Origin of the sequence: Xanthobacter lutulentifluminis, assembly GCF_043194675.2 — a bacterium.
Lineage (GTDB): Bacteria > Pseudomonadota > Alphaproteobacteria > Rhizobiales > Xanthobacteraceae > Xanthobacter.
The window spans coordinates 1,888,789-1,904,109 of the sequence record NZ_CM195525.1 but is presented as its reverse complement, the minus strand read 5'-3'; the positions used below and the strand labels follow the sequence as shown (position 1 = coordinate 1,904,109).

Genomic DNA, 15,321 nt, shown 5'->3' with positions numbered 1-15,321 from the left:
CCGTCCGGCGGCGGTCAGTTGCTGGCCTTCACCAGCGGGCAGCCGCCCTCGGCGAGCGGGCGGAACGCCTCGTCGCCGGGGATGACGCGGATGAGCTTGAGATAGTCCCACGGATACTGCTGCTCGGACGGCGCCTTCACCTGCAGCAGATAGAGGTCGTGGACCATGCGGCCGTCCTCGCGGATGCGCCCGCCGTGGGAGAAGAAGTCATCCACCGGCGTCGCCTTCATCTGCGCCACCACGGTGGCGGTATCGGTGGTGCCGGCGGCCTTCACCGCCTTCAGATAATGCAGGATGGACGAATAGGTGCCGGCCTGGCCCATGGTGGGCATCGCCTTGTGGCGCTCGTAGAAGCGCTTGGACCAGGCGCGGGTCTCGTCATTCAGGTCCCAGTAGAAGCCCTGGGTGAGGATGAGGCCCTGCGCCGTCTTCAGGCCGATGGCGTGGATGTCGGTGATGTGCAGGTAGAGGCCGGCCAGCTTCACGCCCGACTGGGGAATGCCGAACTCGTTGGCCTGCTTGATGGCGTTCACCTGGTCCGCGCCCGAGTTGGCGAAGGCGATCAGCTTGGCGCCGGCGCCCTGGGCCTGCAGCAGGTAGGAGGAGAAATCGGTGGTGCCCTGGGGGTGCTTCACCGCGCCCACCACCTTGCCGCCGCCCTTGGCCACGGCCGCCGCCGTGTCGCGCTCCAGCGCCGCGCCGAAGGCATAATCGGCGGTGATGAAGAACCACGGCCCGTCCTTGGCGAGCGAGGCGCCGGTGCCGGCGGCCAGCGCGTAGGTGTCGTAGGTCCAGTGGATGCCGGTGGGCGCGCAGGCCTTGCCGGTGAAGTCCGAGGAGCCGCCGGTGGAGGCGAGCACCAGCTTGTTCTTGCGCCGGCCGATCTCCTGCACCGCCAGAAGGACGGAGGAGGTGGGGATGTCGGCGATGACTTCCACATTGTCCTCGTCGATCCAGCGGTTCACCAGCGCCGAGCCGATGTCCGGCTTGTTCTGGTGGTCGCCGGCGATGATCTCGATGGGGCGGCCGAGCACGCTGCCGCCGAAATCCTCCACCGCCATCTGCGCCGCGATGACCGAGCCGGGGCCGGCCATGTCGGCATAGATGCCCGCCTGGTCGTTCAGCACGCCGATGCGCAGGGGCTTCTGGTCGGCCGCGGCGGCGGCGAGCGGAGCGGCCCAGGCGAGGAGGGCGGCAAGGAGCAAGGGGGCACGCATGAATGGGTCTCCGAAAATGTCGGCCTCCGGGTAATCAACAATTCCAAGTGATTCAATCAATAAAACGTCGCAGGGGTGTTGTTCAGATAAATTACGCCTGCGATGCGGAAATTGGAGCTTTGCCGCCACCCCGCATTCTGGCTTATGAGCGTCGGTCCGTTTCCACGCACGAGAACTGCCCTGTCCGACAGCCGTCCACCCGACCTTTCCAGCGCCGATCTGCCCGGGTTCGACCCGGCCAGGTTCGGCCCGCCGCTGCCCATCGATGCGGTGCTCGGCGACATCGCCCGCGCGCTTGCGGCCGGGCCGTGCGCGGTGCTGGTGGCGCCGCCGGGCGCGGGCAAGACGACGCGCGTGCCGCTGGCGCTGCTCGATGCGCCGTGGCGGCGGGAGGGGCGCAAGGACGGGCGCATCCTGGTGCTGGAGCCGCGCCGCCTCGCCGCCCGCGCCGCCGCCCGGCGCATGGCGCAGAGCCTCGGCGAGCGGGTGGGCGAGACGGTCGGCTATCGCACGCGCCTCGCCTCGGAGGTGTCCGCACGCACCCGCATCGAGGTGGTCACGGAGGGCATCTTCACCCGCATGGTGCTGGACGATCCGGAGCTGCCGGGCGTCGCCGCCGTGCTGTTCGACGAGTTCCACGAGCGCAGCCTCGATGCCGATCTCGGCCTTGCCCTCGCCCTCGATGCCCAGCGCGGGCTGCGCGAGGACCTGCGCCTGCTCGCCATGTCCGCCACCCTCGACGGCGCCCGCGTCGCTGCGCTGATGGGGACGGACGGCGCGCCGGCGCCGGTGGTGGAGAGCGAGGGCCGCGCCTTTCCGGTGGAGACCATCTATCTCGGCCGCGAGCCGCGGGTGCCGGTGGAGCGGCAGATGGCCGAGGCCATCCGCACCGCGCTCGCCCGCGAGGCCGGCTCGGTGCTGGCCTTCCTGCCCGGCGCGGCGGAGATCCGGCGCACCGAGGCGTTGCTGAACGAGCAGATCCGCGATCCGGCGGTGGAGGTGGTGCCGTTGTTCGGCGCGCTCGATGCAGCCGAGCAGGACCGCGCCGTGCTGCCCGCCCCGCCGGGCCGCCGCAAGGTGGTGCTGGCCACCTCCATCGCCGAGACATCGCTTACCATCGAGGGGGTGCGGGTGGTGGTGGATTGCGGCCTCGCCCGCGTGCCGCGCTTCGAGCCGGACGTGGGGCTGACGCGGCTCGAGACCGTGCGCGTCTCCCGCGCTGCCGCCGACCAGCGGCGCGGCCGGGCGGGGCGTACCGAGCCCGGCGTCTGCTACCGGCTGTGGGGGGAGGGGGAGACCGGCGCGCTGCCGGCCTTCGCCACGCCGGAGATCCTCTCCGCCGATCTCACCGGGCTGGTGCTGGACCTCGCCCGCGCCGGCATCCGCGAGCCGGCCTCGCTCGCTTTCCTCGATCCGCCGCCGGCGCCGGCGGTCAGCGAGGCGAAGGCGCTGCTGCGTCTGCTCGGCGCGCTCGACACCGCTGGCGCGGTGACGCCGCTCGGCGCCCGCATGGCGCGCCTGCCGCTGCCGCCGCGCCTCGCCCACATGGTGGCGGTGGGCGCCGATGCAGGTGCGGCCCAGCTTGCCGCCGAGATCGCCGCGCTGCTGGTGGAACGGGGGCTGGGCGGCGACGGCGTGGATCTGCTCCACCGTCTCGACGGCTTCCGCCGCGACCGCTCCCGCCGCGCCGAGGATGCCCGTCGCCTCGCCGCCCGCTGGGCGGACGCAGCCATGCGTGGGGTTGGACCGGGCAACGGTGCCCCCGAGGGCTCGGGTGTTGCGGGCGCCAAGGATGCCCCGGGCGCCAAGGATGCCTCGGGCGCGAAGACTGCTGCGGGCACAGGGCGCGCGCCGGTATCCAGGACCGTGCCGGGCGGAGACGGCGCGTTCTCGCCCGCCGCCCTGCTCGCCGCCGCATTCCCCGACCGGGTGGCCAGGGCGCGCGGCGACGGCACGCGCTTCCTGCTCGCCAACGGCCGCGGCGCGATGATGGACCCGGCCGCGGCGCTCGCCCGCGCACCGTTCCTTGCGGTGGCCGAGGCCGGAGGGCGGGCGGACGCCGCGCGCATCGGCCTCGCCGCCGCCCTCTCCGCAGAGGAGGTGGAGCGCCTGTTCGCCGCCGACATCACGAGCGGCATCGAGGTGGCCTTCGATCCGGAGGCGGCTGCGGTGCGGGCGCGGGAGGTGCGGCGGCTGAAGGCCATCGTTCTCGCCGCGAGCCCGCGCCCGGTGCCGGCCGGGGCCGAGACCGCCCGGGCGCTGGCGCGCGGCATCGCGGCGCTGGGCATCGAGCGGCTGCCGTTCAGCGCCGCCGCCGCCCAGTGGCGCGAGCGCGTCTCCTTCCTGCGCGCGGCGGAGGGCGACCCCTGGCCCGACCTGTCCGACGCGGCGCTGGCCGAGAGCGCGGAGGACTGGCTGGCGCCTTTCATCGAGGGAAAATCAGCGCTGGCGGAGGTGAGCGCGTCCAACGTGTCGGAGGCGCTGCACGCGCTGCTGCCCTATGCGCTCGCCGCGCGGCTGGAGGCGGAGGCGCCGACCCATTTCACCGCTCCCACCGGCTCGCGGCTGCCCATCGACTATGGCGCGGAAGGCGGGCCGCAGGTGCAGGTGCGGGTGCAGGAACTGTTCGGCCTCACCCGCCATCCCGCCATCGCGGGGGGGCGGGTGGCGCTGACACTGGCGCTGCTCTCCCCCGCGCACCGGCCGATCCAGGTGACGCGGGACCTGCCGCAGTTCTGGCAGGGCTCGTGGCGCGACGTGCGGGCCGAGATGCGCGGGCGCTATCCCAAGCATCCCTGGCCGGAAAACCCGGCCGAGGCGCCGCCCACCACCCGCGCCAAGCCGCGCGGGACGTGAACATAGCGCGGGGCGCCGGGTGGGGCGGCCCCGCGGTTCGATGAGCCCGCCTCAGCCGGGGCTCGCGTCGGCGGGGATCGGTCGGGGACGCCCGTCCTCGTCGATGGCGACGAAGGTGAAGACGGCCTCTGTCACCTTGGTGGTCTGCTCGCTGGCGCGGGCCCGGCGCCAGGCCTCCACCTCGATGCGCATGGAGGTGCGGCCCATCTTCACCACGCGGGCGAACAGGCTCACCTCGTCGCCCACCGCCACCGGGGAGAGGAAGCTCATGGCCTCCACCGCCACCGTGGCCGCGCGGCCACGCGAGCGGCGCGCCGCCACGTTGCCGGCGGCAAGGTCCATCTGCGACATGAGCCAGCCGCCGAAGATGTCGCCGTTGGGATTGGTGTCCGCCGGCATGGCGATGGTGCGGATCACCGGGATTCCGTCGGGCATCCGCGCTTCCTTGTCGTACATTCCTGCTCCTCCAGCCCCGGCTGAGCCGCGGGCCCCTCCCTTCGCATAGCAAAAAAATGCTCCGGCTCCGCCAAATTTGATCCATCTCAGAGAATCGGCCCGCAGGTGGTGCTTATCTCCCTCTTGTCCATGTCTTTTCGGGGCAGACAGGGCATGGATGACCGGCTCCGCCTTGCTGTGTGGGCGGAGCCGGTATCTCTTTTCAGCCGTCCCTATCCGGCGGGCGGCGCGTGATCTGCGGGTGGCCTGGCCCCGGCAGCGCGCATCTCGAAGGCTCGCCTAGTCGCGGAGGCCCTTGATGCGCATCAGGTTCCGGACCCCGTTTCATCTCCTGCTGAATCGCTCCCTCGGCGCCGTGTCGCGCCCAGGCCGCGCCGGTGCGCTGGCGGCTGCGCTCGCCGTGCTCGCCTCGAGCGCGGCGCCGGTCGCGGAGGCCTGCACCCGCGCCGTCTACCTCGGCTCGCAGGGCGTGGTCGTCACCGGACGCACCATGGACTGGGCGGAGGACATGCACACCAATCTGTGGGCGTTCCCCGCGGGCATTGCGCGCACCGGCGCGGCGGGCGCGAACACGCCGAAGTGGGTTTCGAAATACGGCAGCGTCATCGCCTCGGGCTATGACGTGGGCACCGCCGACGGCATGAACGAGAAGGGCCTCGTCGCCAACCTGCTCTATCTGGCCGAATCGGAATATGCGAAGCCGGACGGCAAGCCGGCCCTCTCCATCAGCCTGTGGGCGCAATACGTGCTCGACAATTTCGCCACCGTGGCCGAGGCGGTGGCGGGGCTGTCGGCCGAGCCGTTCGTGGTGGTGACCGCGGACCTGCCCAACGGCGCCGGCGCGCAGCTGCACCTCGCCATTTCCGATGCCTCCGGCGACAGCGCCATCTTCGAGTATCTCGGCGGCCGGCTGGTGGTGCATCACGGCCGGCAGTATCAGGTGATGACCAATTCCCCGGCGTACGACCAGCAGCTGGCGCTCAACGCCTACTGGGAGCAGATCGGCGGCACCGTGTTCCTGCCCGGCACCAACCGGGCGGCCGACCGCTTCGCCCGTGCGAGCTTCTTCATCAAGGCGATCCCGACCGAGGCGTCGCCGGCCATCATCACCGCCGTGCCGGACGGCACCTATGCCAACCAGGCGGTGGCGAGCGTCGCCAGCGTCATGCGCTCGGTCAGCGTGCCGCTGGGCCTGACCACCCCCGGCCAGCCGAACATCGCCTCCACCCTCTGGCGTACGGTGAGCGACCAGAAGGACCGCGTCTACTTCTTCGATTCCGCCACCAGCCCCAACAGCTTCTGGGTGCCGCTCTCGGGCCTCGACCTGAAGCCGGGCGCGCCGGTGCGCAAGTTGACGCTGACCGGCGGCAAGGTCTATTCGGGTGACGTCTCGGGCAAGTTCGAGCCGGCGACGCCCTTCACCTTCCTGCCGGTCAAGGTGGACTGAGCGGCGGCGCGGGGCGGCCGGCGCAGGCTCCGCGAGAGCCGGCCAGGGCATTGCTGCAGCGCACGAAATTGCCGCGGCGCCCGCGCTCCCCCCGCGCCGGATCGCCGCGCGTCGGCCTCGCCTCTTGATTGGTATCAATACAAGGAGCAAGGTGCCGCCATACATTATAACAGTGTGGAACTCCGGATGCGCCGGCGGTTCCGCCCACCGTGTGTAGCCGCCAAGTCGCCGCAGGGTCCGGAATGAACTACGACCACTTCTTCGCCGACGCCATCGACGCCCTGCGCAAGGAGCGCCGCTACCGTACCTTCGCCGAGATCGAGCGCGACGCCTCGCGCTTCCCGCGGGCGGTGTGGCACTCGCCCGGCGGCCCGCGCGACATCGTGGTGTGGTGCTCCAACGACTATCTCGGCATGGGTGCCCACCCCAAGGTGGTGGAGGCCATGTGCGCGGCCGCGCAGGCGCGCGGCGCCGGAGCCGGCGGCACCCGCAACATCTCCGGCAACAGCCATGAGATCGTGATGCTGGAGCGCGAGCTCGCCGATCTCCACGGCAAGGAGAGCGGCCTCGTCTTCACCTCCGGCTACATCTCCAATGCCACCGGCATCTCCACCATCATCAAGCTGATCCCGGATTGCGTGGTGATCTCCGACGAGCTCAACCACAATTCCATGATCGAGGGCGTGCGCCACGGCGGCCGGCAGAAGGCCATCTTCCGCCACAACGACCTCGGCCACCTGGAGGAGCTGCTGAAGGCCGCCGGTGACCGGCCGAAGCTGGTGGTGTTCGAGAGCGTCTATTCCATGGACGGCGACATCGCCCCCATTGGCGCCATCTGCGACCTCGCCGAGCGCTACGGCGCCATGACCTACCTGGACGAGGTCCATGCCGTGGGCATGTACGGCGACCGCGGCGCCGGCGTCGCCGAGCGCGACGGCGTGATGCATCGGGTGGACGTGATCGAGGGCACGCTCGGCAAGGCGTTCGGCGTGGTCGGCGGCTACATCACCGGCAAGCGCGTCATCATCGACGCGGTGCGCTCCTATGCGCCCGGCTTCATCTTCACCACCGCGCTGCCCCCGGCGGTCGCGGCCGCCGCCACCGCCTCGGTCAAGCATCTGAAGACCTCGCAGGCCGAGCGCGCCGGCCAGCGCGCCCAGGTGGCCAAGGTCAAGGCGGCGCTCGCCGCCGCCGGCCTGCCGCAGATGGAGACGCCCACCCACATCGTCCCGGTGATGGTGGGCGACGCCAAGGCCTGCAAGATGGCCTCGGACCTGCTCCTGGCCGAGTACGGCATCTACATCCAGCCCATCAACTACCCCACCGTGCCGCGTGGCACGGAACGTCTGCGCATCACCCCGACGCCCTTCCATGACGACGCGCTCATCGCCCACCTCGCCACCGCCCTGTCGGACGTGTGGGAGCGGCTGGAGCTGCCGTACGCGGACCGGGTTGCCGAGCGCACCGCCCTGCGCAGCACCGCGCTCGGCCCGGCGCCCATCCCGCTGCCGGTGGCTGGCGGCTGATCGCCCGACGCGACTGAGGCACCGTGCGCCCGCTGAGGGAGGCCGAGGCATCGGCCTTTCGCGACATCCGCTTCGTCCTGACCGACATGGACGAGACGCTCACCTTCCGGGGGCGTCTGTCCGCGCGCACCTATGATGCGCTCGATCGCCTGCAGCGCGGTGGCGTCGCTGTCGTGCCCGTCACCGCGGCGCCGGCCGGCTGGTGCGATCAGATGGCCCGCATGTGGCCGGTGGACGGGGTGATCGGCGAGAACGGCGGCTTCTTCTTCCGTCGCGCCGGCGGGCACAGCCTCGACCGGCTGTTCTGGCACGGCGAGGACGGACGCCGGGACGTCTTCCGCACCCTCGAGGCCATGGCGGCGCGGGTTGCGGCCCGGACCGGCGCGCAGCTCGCCGAGGATCAGCCCTTCCGTCTCACCAGCATCGCCTTCACGCAGCCCGAGACGCCGGAGGCGCGGGCCGCCCTCGTGGCGGCGCTGCGGGCCGAGGGGGCGGACGTCACCGTCAACAACCTGTGGGTGCTCGGCTGGCTCGGCGGCTACGACAAGCTCGCCATGGGCCGGCGCATCCTCGGCGATGCCTGCGGATTGTCCTGGGACCAGGCGCTCGAGCAGGTGCTGTACGTCGGCGACTCGGTGAACGACGCGCCCATGTTCGGCGCCTTCCGCCACACCGTGGGCGTCAGCACCGTCGTCCAGTATCGCGACGAGATCCCGGTGCTGCCCCGCTGGATCACCGAAGGTCCGGGCGGCGACGGCTTCGTGGAGGCGGCCGACGCCATCCTCGCAGCCCGCGCGGGCTGATCTGCGGACGCCGCGCCTAGCCGGGCGTGCCGATGGCCTTTCCGTCCGGCCCGAAGAAGGGGTGGGGTCCGGAGAAGGCGCCGATGAAGCTGCGGTGCGTGACCAGCCGCCCATCCGCGAACAGATGCAGCGACAGGCTCGGCGGCTCCATGTGGAAGCTGGGCGGCGCCGCGGGGTCGAGCGCGAGGCTCACCGAATGGGCGGGCGCCGGGGCGATGGTGGCGGCGACGCCGGCGAAGCTGGTGGTGACCGCGCGATGCACATGGCCGCAGGTGAAGCCCACCACCTGCGGATGGCGCCGCAGCACGGCCTCCAGCTCGGCGGCGTCGGCGAGGTTCTGCACATCCATGTGGCGGATGCCGGTGAGGAACGGCGGATGGTGGGCGGCCACCAGCGCCGGCCGATCGGGCGCGGCCTCGAGCGCGGCTTCGAGAAAGGCCAGCCCTTCGGCCCCGAGCATGCCGTGGGGGCGGCCGTAGACGGTGGAATCCAGCATCACCAGCCGCAGCGGGCCGTCCTCCACCACGTAGTTCACCCGCCCGCTTGCACAGCGCGCCGCGATCTCCGGGAAGGCGGCGAGCAGCCCGGCCGAGCTGTCGTGATTGCCCGGCACCGGATAGAGCGGCATGGGCAGAGCAGCCGTCAGCGCGCGGAAGCGGGCGAACTCGTGCGGATCGTCGAAGTCCGTCAGGTCGCCGGTGACGATCACCGCGTCGGGGCGCGGGTCGAGCGCCAGGATGTGGGCGACGGCGGCCTCCAGATGAATGGCCGTGTCCACCACATTGTAGGCGAGGGCGCCCGGTCGGCGGATGTGGGTGTCGGTGAGCTGCGCGATGAGCATGGCGATCAGACCAGCGTGATTCGGTCGGTGTCGAGGATGAGGCCCATGGCCGCGCCGGGGGCGAGGGCCTGCTCCGCCGGCGCCTCCACAACGATGCGCTGGCCCCCGGTATCCTTCAGAGTCACCTTCTGGCGCGGGCCGAGGAATTCCACCTGCGTCACCTCCAGCACCAGGGCGGCCTCGGCCGGGCTCGTGAGCCGCGCCGTCTCCGGCCGGAACAGGAGGCGGGCCTCGGCACGATCCGCCCCGGCGAGGCCGGCGGGAAGGGCGAGCACGCCGGCGGCGGTGTCGAAGCGCCCGGACTTCACCCGGCCGGCGAGCCGGTTGGTGATGCCCACGAAATCCGCGACGAAATCGTCGGCGGGGCGGAAATAGACGTCGCGCGGGGTGCCCGCCTGGGCGATGGCGCCGTTCTTCATCACCACCACCCGGTCGCCCAGCGCCAGCGCCTCGGCCTGATCGTGGGTGACATAGAGCGCGGTGATGGCGAGGCGCCGCAGCAGGGCGTCGATCTCGCCGCGCAGATGCTCGCGCAGGGCGGCGTCCAGCGCGGTGAGCGGCTCGTCCAGCAGCAGGGCGCGCGGGCGCACGGCAAGCGCGCGGGCGAGCGCGACGCGCTGGCGCTGGCCGCCGGAAAGCTGGTCGATGCGCCGCCCCGCCAGCGCGCCGATGCGCATCATCTCCAGCACGGCGGCCGCCTGCGCCTGCCGCTCGTCCCTGCCCATGCCGCGCACGCGCAGGCCGTAGGCCACGTTGTCGATGACGCTCATGTTGGGGAACAGGGCGTAGGACTGGAACACCATGCCCACGTTGCGCTTCTCGATGGGCAATGCGGTCACGTCCACCCCGTCGAACAGGATGCGGCCGCCCGCGTCGGGCGCCTCCAGCCCGGCGATGAGGCGCAGCAGGGTGGTCTTGCCGCAGCCGGAGGGGCCGAGAAGGACCACCGTTTCCCCGGCCTGCACCTGAAGATCGAGCGGCAGCAGGGCGCGGGTTCCGTCCGGATAGGTCTTGCCCACGCCGGCGACGGTGATGGCTGCGCCGGAGGGCGCGGTCGTGCGGTTCTCTGTGCTCACGGCGCCCTCCCGGGGCCGGCGCGGCCGAACAGCTGCAGGGCGACAAGCAAAGGCACGATCATGACGAAGAACACCAGCGTGTAGGCGCTCGCGATCTCGAGGCGCATGGAGGCGTAGCTGTCGGCAAGGCCCACCGGCAGCGTCTTGGTGAGGGGCGTGTGCAGCATCCAGGTGAGGTTGAACTCGCCGATGGAGAGGGTCACCACCATCAGCGCCCCGGCGAGGATGCCGCCGCGCGCATTGGGCACCACCACATGGAAGAAGCGCTGCAGCGGCGAGGCGCCGAGCGAGGCCGCGCCTTCCTCCAGCGTGCGCACGTCGATGGCGGCGAGCACCGCCATCACCGAGCGCAGCATGAAGGGCAGGGTGTAGAGCACATGCCCGGTGAGGATGAACAGCGGGCTCATGCGGAAGTCGCGCCAGCCGCCATAGGCGAGGATCAGCGCGAGGGCCAGCGCCAGGCCGGGGATGGCGACGGGCAGCGTCACCACCTCCTCCACCAGCCGGGTGAAGCGCGAGGGCCGCCGCGCCAGCGCCCAGGCCGCCGGCACGCCCAGCGCCAGGGTGACCGCGAGGGTGCCGAGTGCGATCATCACCGACAGCAGGATGGAGTCGGTATAGAGCGCCAGCACCTGCCGCACCCAGTCGAGGGTGAGGCCGGAGGACAGGCCGCGGAAATAATTGGCGGTGAAGCCGGCGAGGATGGAGGCGCCCGCCGGCACCATCAGGAAGGCGCAGGCGACGAGCGTCACCGCGAGCTGCAGCGCGAAGGTGAGGCGGTGGGGTGCGGATGCCGCGCGCATGGCCTCACCCCGCCGCCGCGACGCCGGAACCGGCGAGGTTGCGCGTCACCGCCAGCACCGCCCAGGTGATGAGGCCGAGGGCGATGGAAAGGGCCGCGGCCGTGGCGAAGTTCGCGTTGAGCGTGAACTCCGTGTAGATGGTCATGGCCAAGACGTCGATGCGGGTCGCCAGCGTGAAGGCGGTGCCGAACGCGCCCATGGCGGTGGCGAAGGCAATGGCGCCCGAGGCCATCAGCGCCGGGGCGATGCCGGGCAGCGTCACGTCGCGCAGCACCATGAGACGACCGGCGCCCAGCGAGCGCGCCGCCTCCTCCAGCGCCGGGTCCAGCTTCTCCACCGCCGCCATCAGGGTCACCAGCACGCGCGGCAGCGAGAAATAGACATAGCCCGCGAACAGGCCGGCCATGGAATAGGCGAACACCCACCGCCCCATGCCGAGCCCCATGGACAGGCTGGAGATGAGGCCCTGCCTCCCCGCCAGCAGGATGATCATGAAGCCCACCACCACGCCGGGAAACGCCAGCGGCAGGGTGAGCAGCGAGACGAGGATGGGGCGTCCGGGAAAGCGGTTGCGCGCCAGGAACAGCGCCACCACCGTGCCGATGGCGAGGGTCGCCGCCGTCACCGCCGCCGAGAGCAGCAGGGTGGCGATCAGGGTGGCGAGGTGGCGCGGATTGGTGAGGATGGCGAGATATTCCGCCATCCCGTTTGGCCCCGCGCCGGCCACCCCCACCAGCCGCACCAGCGGCAGCAGGAAGAAGGCCGCCACGAACAGCAGCAGCGGCACGAGGAACAGGCGGGCAAGGCGGTCGGCGCTGTGCATGGGGTCGGCCTGTGCTCCGGTTCCGGCATCATGCCGGCCTCGGCCGGTGGCATTGGAGGGCGCGCCGGCAACCGGCGCAAGGCGGGATGCGTCCCGTTCGGGCCGGGGCGCCGGCCGCGCCGTCGGGGCGGGCGGCCGGCGCCGGGCAGTCTTACTTCACGGTGTTGAGATAGGCCTCGGAGAAGCCCTTCTGGGCCGCCTCCATGCGGGCGTAGTCCACCGGCTTGGCGCGGGCGTAGTCAGCTGCGGGCAGGAAGCGGCTTTCCACCTCCGGCGGCAGGGCGACATTGCGGGCCGGGCGCAGATAGGCCTTGGCCCACATGGCCTGCCCCTTGTCGGACAGCACGTAGTCGAGGATCTTCTTGGCCGCCTCCGGATGCGGCGCGCCCTTCACCATGGTCATCACATAGGGCACCACCACCGTGCCCTCGCAGGGGATGACGAAGGCGAAGTCGCCCTTCTCCGAATACTTGGCCCGGTAGGCGTTGAAGTCATAGTCCAGCAGGATCGGGATCTCGCCGGAGACGACGCGGGCGTAGGAGGTCTGCTTGGGCACGATGGGCTGGTTGGCCTGCAGCTTCCTGAAATAGTCGAGGCCCGGCTTGAAGTCGTCGAGCGTGCCGCCCATGGCGCCGTTCACCGCCACCGCGCCCACATAGCCCACGAACGCGCTGGTGGGATCGAGGTAGCCCACGAGGCCCTTGTATTCGGGCTTCAAGAGGTCGGCCCAGCAGGCCGGCACCGGCGCGCCGCCCAGCGCTTCCTTGTTCACGAACAGGCCGAGCGTGCCCGAATGGATGGTGAACCAGTTGCCGTCCTTGTCTTTCAGGCCGGCGGGGATCTCCTCGAAGCCCTTGGGCTCGTAGGGCTGGGTGACGCCGGCGTCCTTGGCCTTGATGCCGAAGGTGACGCCCAGGTAGGCGACGTCCGCCACCGGGCTCGCCTTCTCGGCGATGATCTGGGTCAGCGACTGGCCGGAGTTCTTGTTGTCCTGCGGCACGTCGATGCCGAGATCGGCCTTGATGGCCTTCAGCATGGAGCCCCAGTCCGCCCATTCGGGCGGGCAGTTGTAGCAGATGGCATCGGCCGCGGCGGCGGGGCGGGCCGGCGCGACGGCGAGCGCCAGTGTCGCGACGGCGCTGGCGGCGAGGAATGCGGTCAGGGAGCGGCGCATGGCTTCGGCCTCATGGGTCGATGGGCTGGGGGGACGTGGAACGCGGAACATGGGCCTCGGGCGCGGCGGCAAGCGTGCCGCCGGGGCGCAGGGTGAAGGGCAGGCGCTCCACCTGGGGCGCGGCCGTCTCGGCGATAAGCGCGAACAGCAGCTCGACGGCGCGGGCGCCCATGTCGCGGGTGGGGGTGTCCACCGTGGCGAGGGTCGGGTTCATGGCGCGGCCCAGCGCGATACCGTCGAAGCCGGCGAGGGAGACATCGCCCGGCACGTCGAGCCCGAGGTCGCGCAGCGCGCCGGCCACGGAGAGGGCGAGCAGGTCGTTGGAGCACAGGGCGGCGGTCGGCCGCGCCTGGCCGGCGAACAGATCGGCGAGGGCGGCGGCATGGCCGGGGGTGTCGCCCAGATAATCCAGCTCCAGCGGGGCCTCCGGGGCAAGGCCGGCGGCCAGCATGGCGGCGCGATAGCCCTCGTGGCGGCGGCGGGAGCGGTCCGAGGTGGCGAAGCGGCCGGCGAGATAGGCGATGCGCCGGTGCCCTGCGGCGATCATGGCGCCGGTGAGGGCCGAGGTGGCGGCCGCGTTGTCGACGCAGACGGCGGCCCGGCCGGGCACCGTCGGCTCATTGTGGACCAGAACGTAGGGGATGCCCTCGGCGTCCAGGAGGTCGAGGGTGGGATTGTCGTCGGCATCGGCCACGGTGAGCAGCAGGCCGGCCACGTTCTGCGCCACCAGGGTCTGCACCAACTCGGCCTCGGCGCCGGGCTCGTAATCGGTGGCGGTGAGCAGCAGCACATGGCCGTGCGCGCGGGCGGCAGCCTGCATGCCGGCCACCGAGGCGGCGAACACCGGATTGGTGAGGCTGGGGATGACCACGCCGAGGGTGCGGGTGCGCAGCGTCTTCAGCGCGCGACCGATCTCGCTGGGGCGGAAGCCGAGCGCGTCGATGGCCGCGCGGACACGGGCTTCCACCTCGGCGCTGGTGGGGGCCGAGCGGTTGATGACGCGGCTCACCGTCGCGATGGAGCAGCCGGCTCGTTCGGCGACGGTCCTGATGGTGACGATGCGCGCCATGGCGGAGCCCCGCAACGGGAGGCCGAATGGAAGCTCGACCTGAAACCGTTTTCAAGAGGCATCATGACGATGCGCTGCAACAGCCGTATGACGGTGCGGGCGGCGTCCCGGAGGGGCACGGTATCGGGGAAATGTGCGCCGGCGGCGCCGGCAACGGGATGCCGGCAGGAGAGTGCCGGCAAAAGGGCGCCGCAGGTGCGGCGCCCGGAGCCTCAGCGGGTGGGGACGGGCTTCTCGCCGCGATAGTCGTAGAAGCCGCGCTGGGTCTTGCGGCCCAGCCAGCCGGCCTCGACATACTTCACCAGCAGCGGGCAGGGGCGGTACTTGGAATCGGCCAGCCCCTCGTGCAGCACCTGCATGATGGCGAGGCAGGTGTCGAGGCCGATGAAGTCGGCCAGCTGCAGCGGGCCCATGGGGTGGTTCGCGCCGAGCTTCATGGCCCGGTCGATGGCGTCCACGGAGCCGACGCCCTCATACAGGGTGTAGATGGCCTCGTTGATCATCGGCAGCAGGATGCGGTTGACGATGAAGGCCGGGAAGTCCTCGGCCACCGCATAGGTCTTGTGCAGGCGGGTGACGAACTGCTTCGAGCTTTCGAAGGTGTCGTCGTCGGTGGCGATGCCGCGCACCAGCTCCACCAGCTCCATCAGCGGCACCGGATTCATGAAGTGAATGCCGATGAAGCGCTCGGGCCGGTCGGTGGAGGCGGCGAGGCGGGTGATGGAGATGGACGAGGTGTTGGAGGCGAGCATGGCCTCCGGCTTCACCACCGTGCAGAGGTTGGCGAAGATCTTGCGCTTGACCTCCTCGCGCTCGGTGGCGGATTCGATCACGAGGTCGCAGTCCGCAAGGTCCTCGGTGCGCTCGGCCACGGCGATGCGGGAGAGGGCTTCCTGGCGGCCTTCCTCGGTCACCGAGCCCTTGGCCACCTGCTTGGCCATGTTGCCGTTGATGGTGGCGATGCCGGAGCGGATGCGATCGGCGTCCGCGTCGTGCAGCCACACGTCATAGCCGGCGAGGGCGCAGACGTGCGCGATGCCGTTTCCCATCTGGCCTGCGCCGATGACCCCGACCTTCTTGATCTCGAGCGGCATGTTTCTCTCGCTTCGCCTCGGACGCCGTCCCTCGACGGGGCGCCACACTATGCCCCGCGCGCGCGGCCCTGTCTTGGGAGTTCGGAACCGGATTCACCAGTCTTAAGTCGATGCCGGCAGGGCCGGATCGGTCCCC

General features: G+C 71.2%; 13 protein-coding genes. 4 read left to right on the top strand and 9 right to left on the bottom strand.

The genetic code is table 11. The features are described from left to right. Window positions 1-14: 14 nt before the first annotated feature. Window positions 15-1,217, bottom strand: coding sequence for an ABC transporter substrate-binding protein (locus tag V5F49_RS08610; RefSeq protein ID WP_394118171.1), 1,203 nt, complete (start codon window positions 1,215-1,217; stop codon window positions 15-17). Window positions 1,218-1,361: 144 nt separating this feature from the next. Here V5F49_RS08610 and hrpB point away from each other — a divergent pair, with 144 nt between their 5' ends. After that, the gene (hrpB, locus tag V5F49_RS08605; RefSeq protein ID WP_394118170.1) at window positions 1,362-4,073 is read left to right on the top strand and encodes an ATP-dependent helicase HrpB; all 2,712 of its coding nucleotides are present in this window, start codon (window positions 1,362-1,364) and stop codon (window positions 4,071-4,073) included. 51 nt (window positions 4,074-4,124) lie between these two features. Here hrpB and V5F49_RS08600 read toward each other — a convergent pair whose 3' ends face one another. After that, window positions 4,125-4,529 carry an acyl-CoA thioesterase gene (locus tag V5F49_RS08600; RefSeq protein ID WP_394118169.1) on the bottom strand — a complete coding sequence of 135 codons (405 nt, stop codon included), beginning with the start codon at window positions 4,527-4,529 and terminating at the stop codon, window positions 4,125-4,127. Window positions 4,530-4,827: 298 nt separating this feature from the next. Here V5F49_RS08600 and V5F49_RS08595 point away from each other — a divergent pair, with 298 nt between their 5' ends. The 3 genes from V5F49_RS08595 (at window position 4,828) to V5F49_RS08585 (ending at window position 8,305) form a co-directional block, all read left to right on the top strand. Next, window positions 4,828-5,976, top strand: a complete 1,149-nt coding sequence (locus V5F49_RS08595) for a linear amide C-N hydrolase (RefSeq protein WP_394118168.1) — start codon at window positions 4,828-4,830, stop codon at window positions 5,974-5,976. Between the two features lie 242 nt (window positions 5,977-6,218). Beyond that, the gene (hemA, locus tag V5F49_RS08590) at window positions 6,219-7,502 is read left to right on the top strand and encodes a 5-aminolevulinate synthase (protein ID WP_394118167.1); all 1,284 of its coding nucleotides are present in this window, start codon (window positions 6,219-6,221) and stop codon (window positions 7,500-7,502) included. A gap of 23 nt (window positions 7,503-7,525) precedes the next feature. Beyond that, complete coding sequence (locus V5F49_RS08585; protein ID WP_394118166.1) at window positions 7,526-8,305, top strand: HAD family hydrolase; 780 nt, start codon at window positions 7,526-7,528, stop codon at window positions 8,303-8,305. A gap of 16 nt (window positions 8,306-8,321) precedes the next feature. On the opposite strand, the gene V5F49_RS08580 is transcribed toward V5F49_RS08585, so the two are convergent. From V5F49_RS08580 to V5F49_RS08550, 7 genes are all read right to left on the bottom strand, one after another. Continuing rightward, complete coding sequence (locus V5F49_RS08580; RefSeq protein ID WP_394118165.1) at window positions 8,322-9,146, bottom strand: phosphodiesterase; 825 nt, start codon at window positions 9,144-9,146, stop codon at window positions 8,322-8,324. 5 nt (window positions 9,147-9,151) lie between these two features. Then, the gene (locus V5F49_RS08575) at window positions 9,152-10,222 is read right to left on the bottom strand and encodes an ABC transporter ATP-binding protein (RefSeq protein WP_394118164.1); all 1,071 of its coding nucleotides are present in this window, start codon (window positions 10,220-10,222) and stop codon (window positions 9,152-9,154) included. Then, window positions 10,219-11,025 (bottom strand): ABC transporter permease, encoded by an 807-nt coding sequence (locus V5F49_RS08570; protein ID WP_394118163.1) that lies wholly within the window; start codon window positions 11,023-11,025, stop codon window positions 10,219-10,221. Before V5F49_RS08570 ends, V5F49_RS08575 begins: the two co-directional genes overlap by 4 nt. A gap of 4 nt (window positions 11,026-11,029) precedes the next feature. After that, entirely contained in the window at window positions 11,030-11,848 is an 819-nt protein-coding gene (locus V5F49_RS08565) for an ABC transporter permease (protein WP_394118162.1), read from the bottom strand. 151 nt (window positions 11,849-11,999) lie between these two features. Then, a complete protein-coding gene (locus tag V5F49_RS08560) occupies window positions 12,000-13,022 on the bottom strand; it encodes an ABC transporter substrate-binding protein (protein ID WP_394118161.1) in 1,023 nt (340 codons plus the stop codon). Between the two features lie 10 nt (window positions 13,023-13,032). Further along, window positions 13,033-14,091 (bottom strand): substrate-binding domain-containing protein, encoded by a 1,059-nt coding sequence (locus V5F49_RS08555; protein WP_394118160.1) that lies wholly within the window; start codon window positions 14,089-14,091, stop codon window positions 13,033-13,035. Between the two features lie 212 nt (window positions 14,092-14,303). Continuing rightward, on the bottom strand, window positions 14,304-15,185 hold the full coding sequence (locus tag V5F49_RS08550) for a 3-hydroxybutyryl-CoA dehydrogenase (protein ID WP_394118159.1): 882 nt from the start codon (window positions 15,183-15,185) through the stop codon (window positions 14,304-14,306). Between the last annotated feature and the right edge of the window lie 136 nt (window positions 15,186-15,321).

Bases quoted from the DNA above. Each gene is read 5' to 3' on its own strand.
- V5F49_RS08560 (WP_394118161.1), bottom strand. From the start codon at position 13,022: ATGCGCCGCTCCCTGACCGCATTCCTCGCCGCCAGCGCCGTCGCGACA.
- hemA (WP_394118167.1), top strand. From the start codon at position 6,219: ATGAACTACGACCACTTCTTCGCCGACGCCATCGACGCCCTGCGCAAG.
- V5F49_RS08570 (WP_394118163.1), bottom strand. From the start codon at position 11,025: ATGCGCGCGGCATCCGCACCCCACCGCCTCACCTTCGCGCTGCAGCTC.
- V5F49_RS08610 (WP_394118171.1), bottom strand. From the start codon at position 1,217: ATGCGTGCCCCCTTGCTCCTTGCCGCCCTCCTCGCCTGGGCCGCTCCG.
- V5F49_RS08565 (WP_394118162.1), bottom strand. From the start codon at position 11,848: ATGCACAGCGCCGACCGCCTTGCCCGCCTGTTCCTCGTGCCGCTGCTG.
- V5F49_RS08600 (WP_394118169.1), bottom strand. From the start codon at position 4,529: ATGTACGACAAGGAAGCGCGGATGCCCGACGGAATCCCGGTGATCCGC.
- V5F49_RS08555 (WP_394118160.1), bottom strand. From the start codon at position 14,091: ATGGCGCGCATCGTCACCATCAGGACCGTCGCCGAACGAGCCGGCTGC.
- V5F49_RS08550 (WP_394118159.1), bottom strand. From the start codon at position 15,185: ATGCCGCTCGAGATCAAGAAGGTCGGGGTCATCGGCGCAGGCCAGATG.
- hrpB (WP_394118170.1), top strand. From the start codon at position 1,362: ATGAGCGTCGGTCCGTTTCCACGCACGAGAACTGCCCTGTCCGACAGC.
- V5F49_RS08580 (WP_394118165.1), bottom strand. From the start codon at position 9,146: ATGCTCATCGCGCAGCTCACCGACACCCACATCCGCCGACCGGGCGCC.
- V5F49_RS08595 (WP_394118168.1), top strand. From the start codon at position 4,828: ATGCGCATCAGGTTCCGGACCCCGTTTCATCTCCTGCTGAATCGCTCC.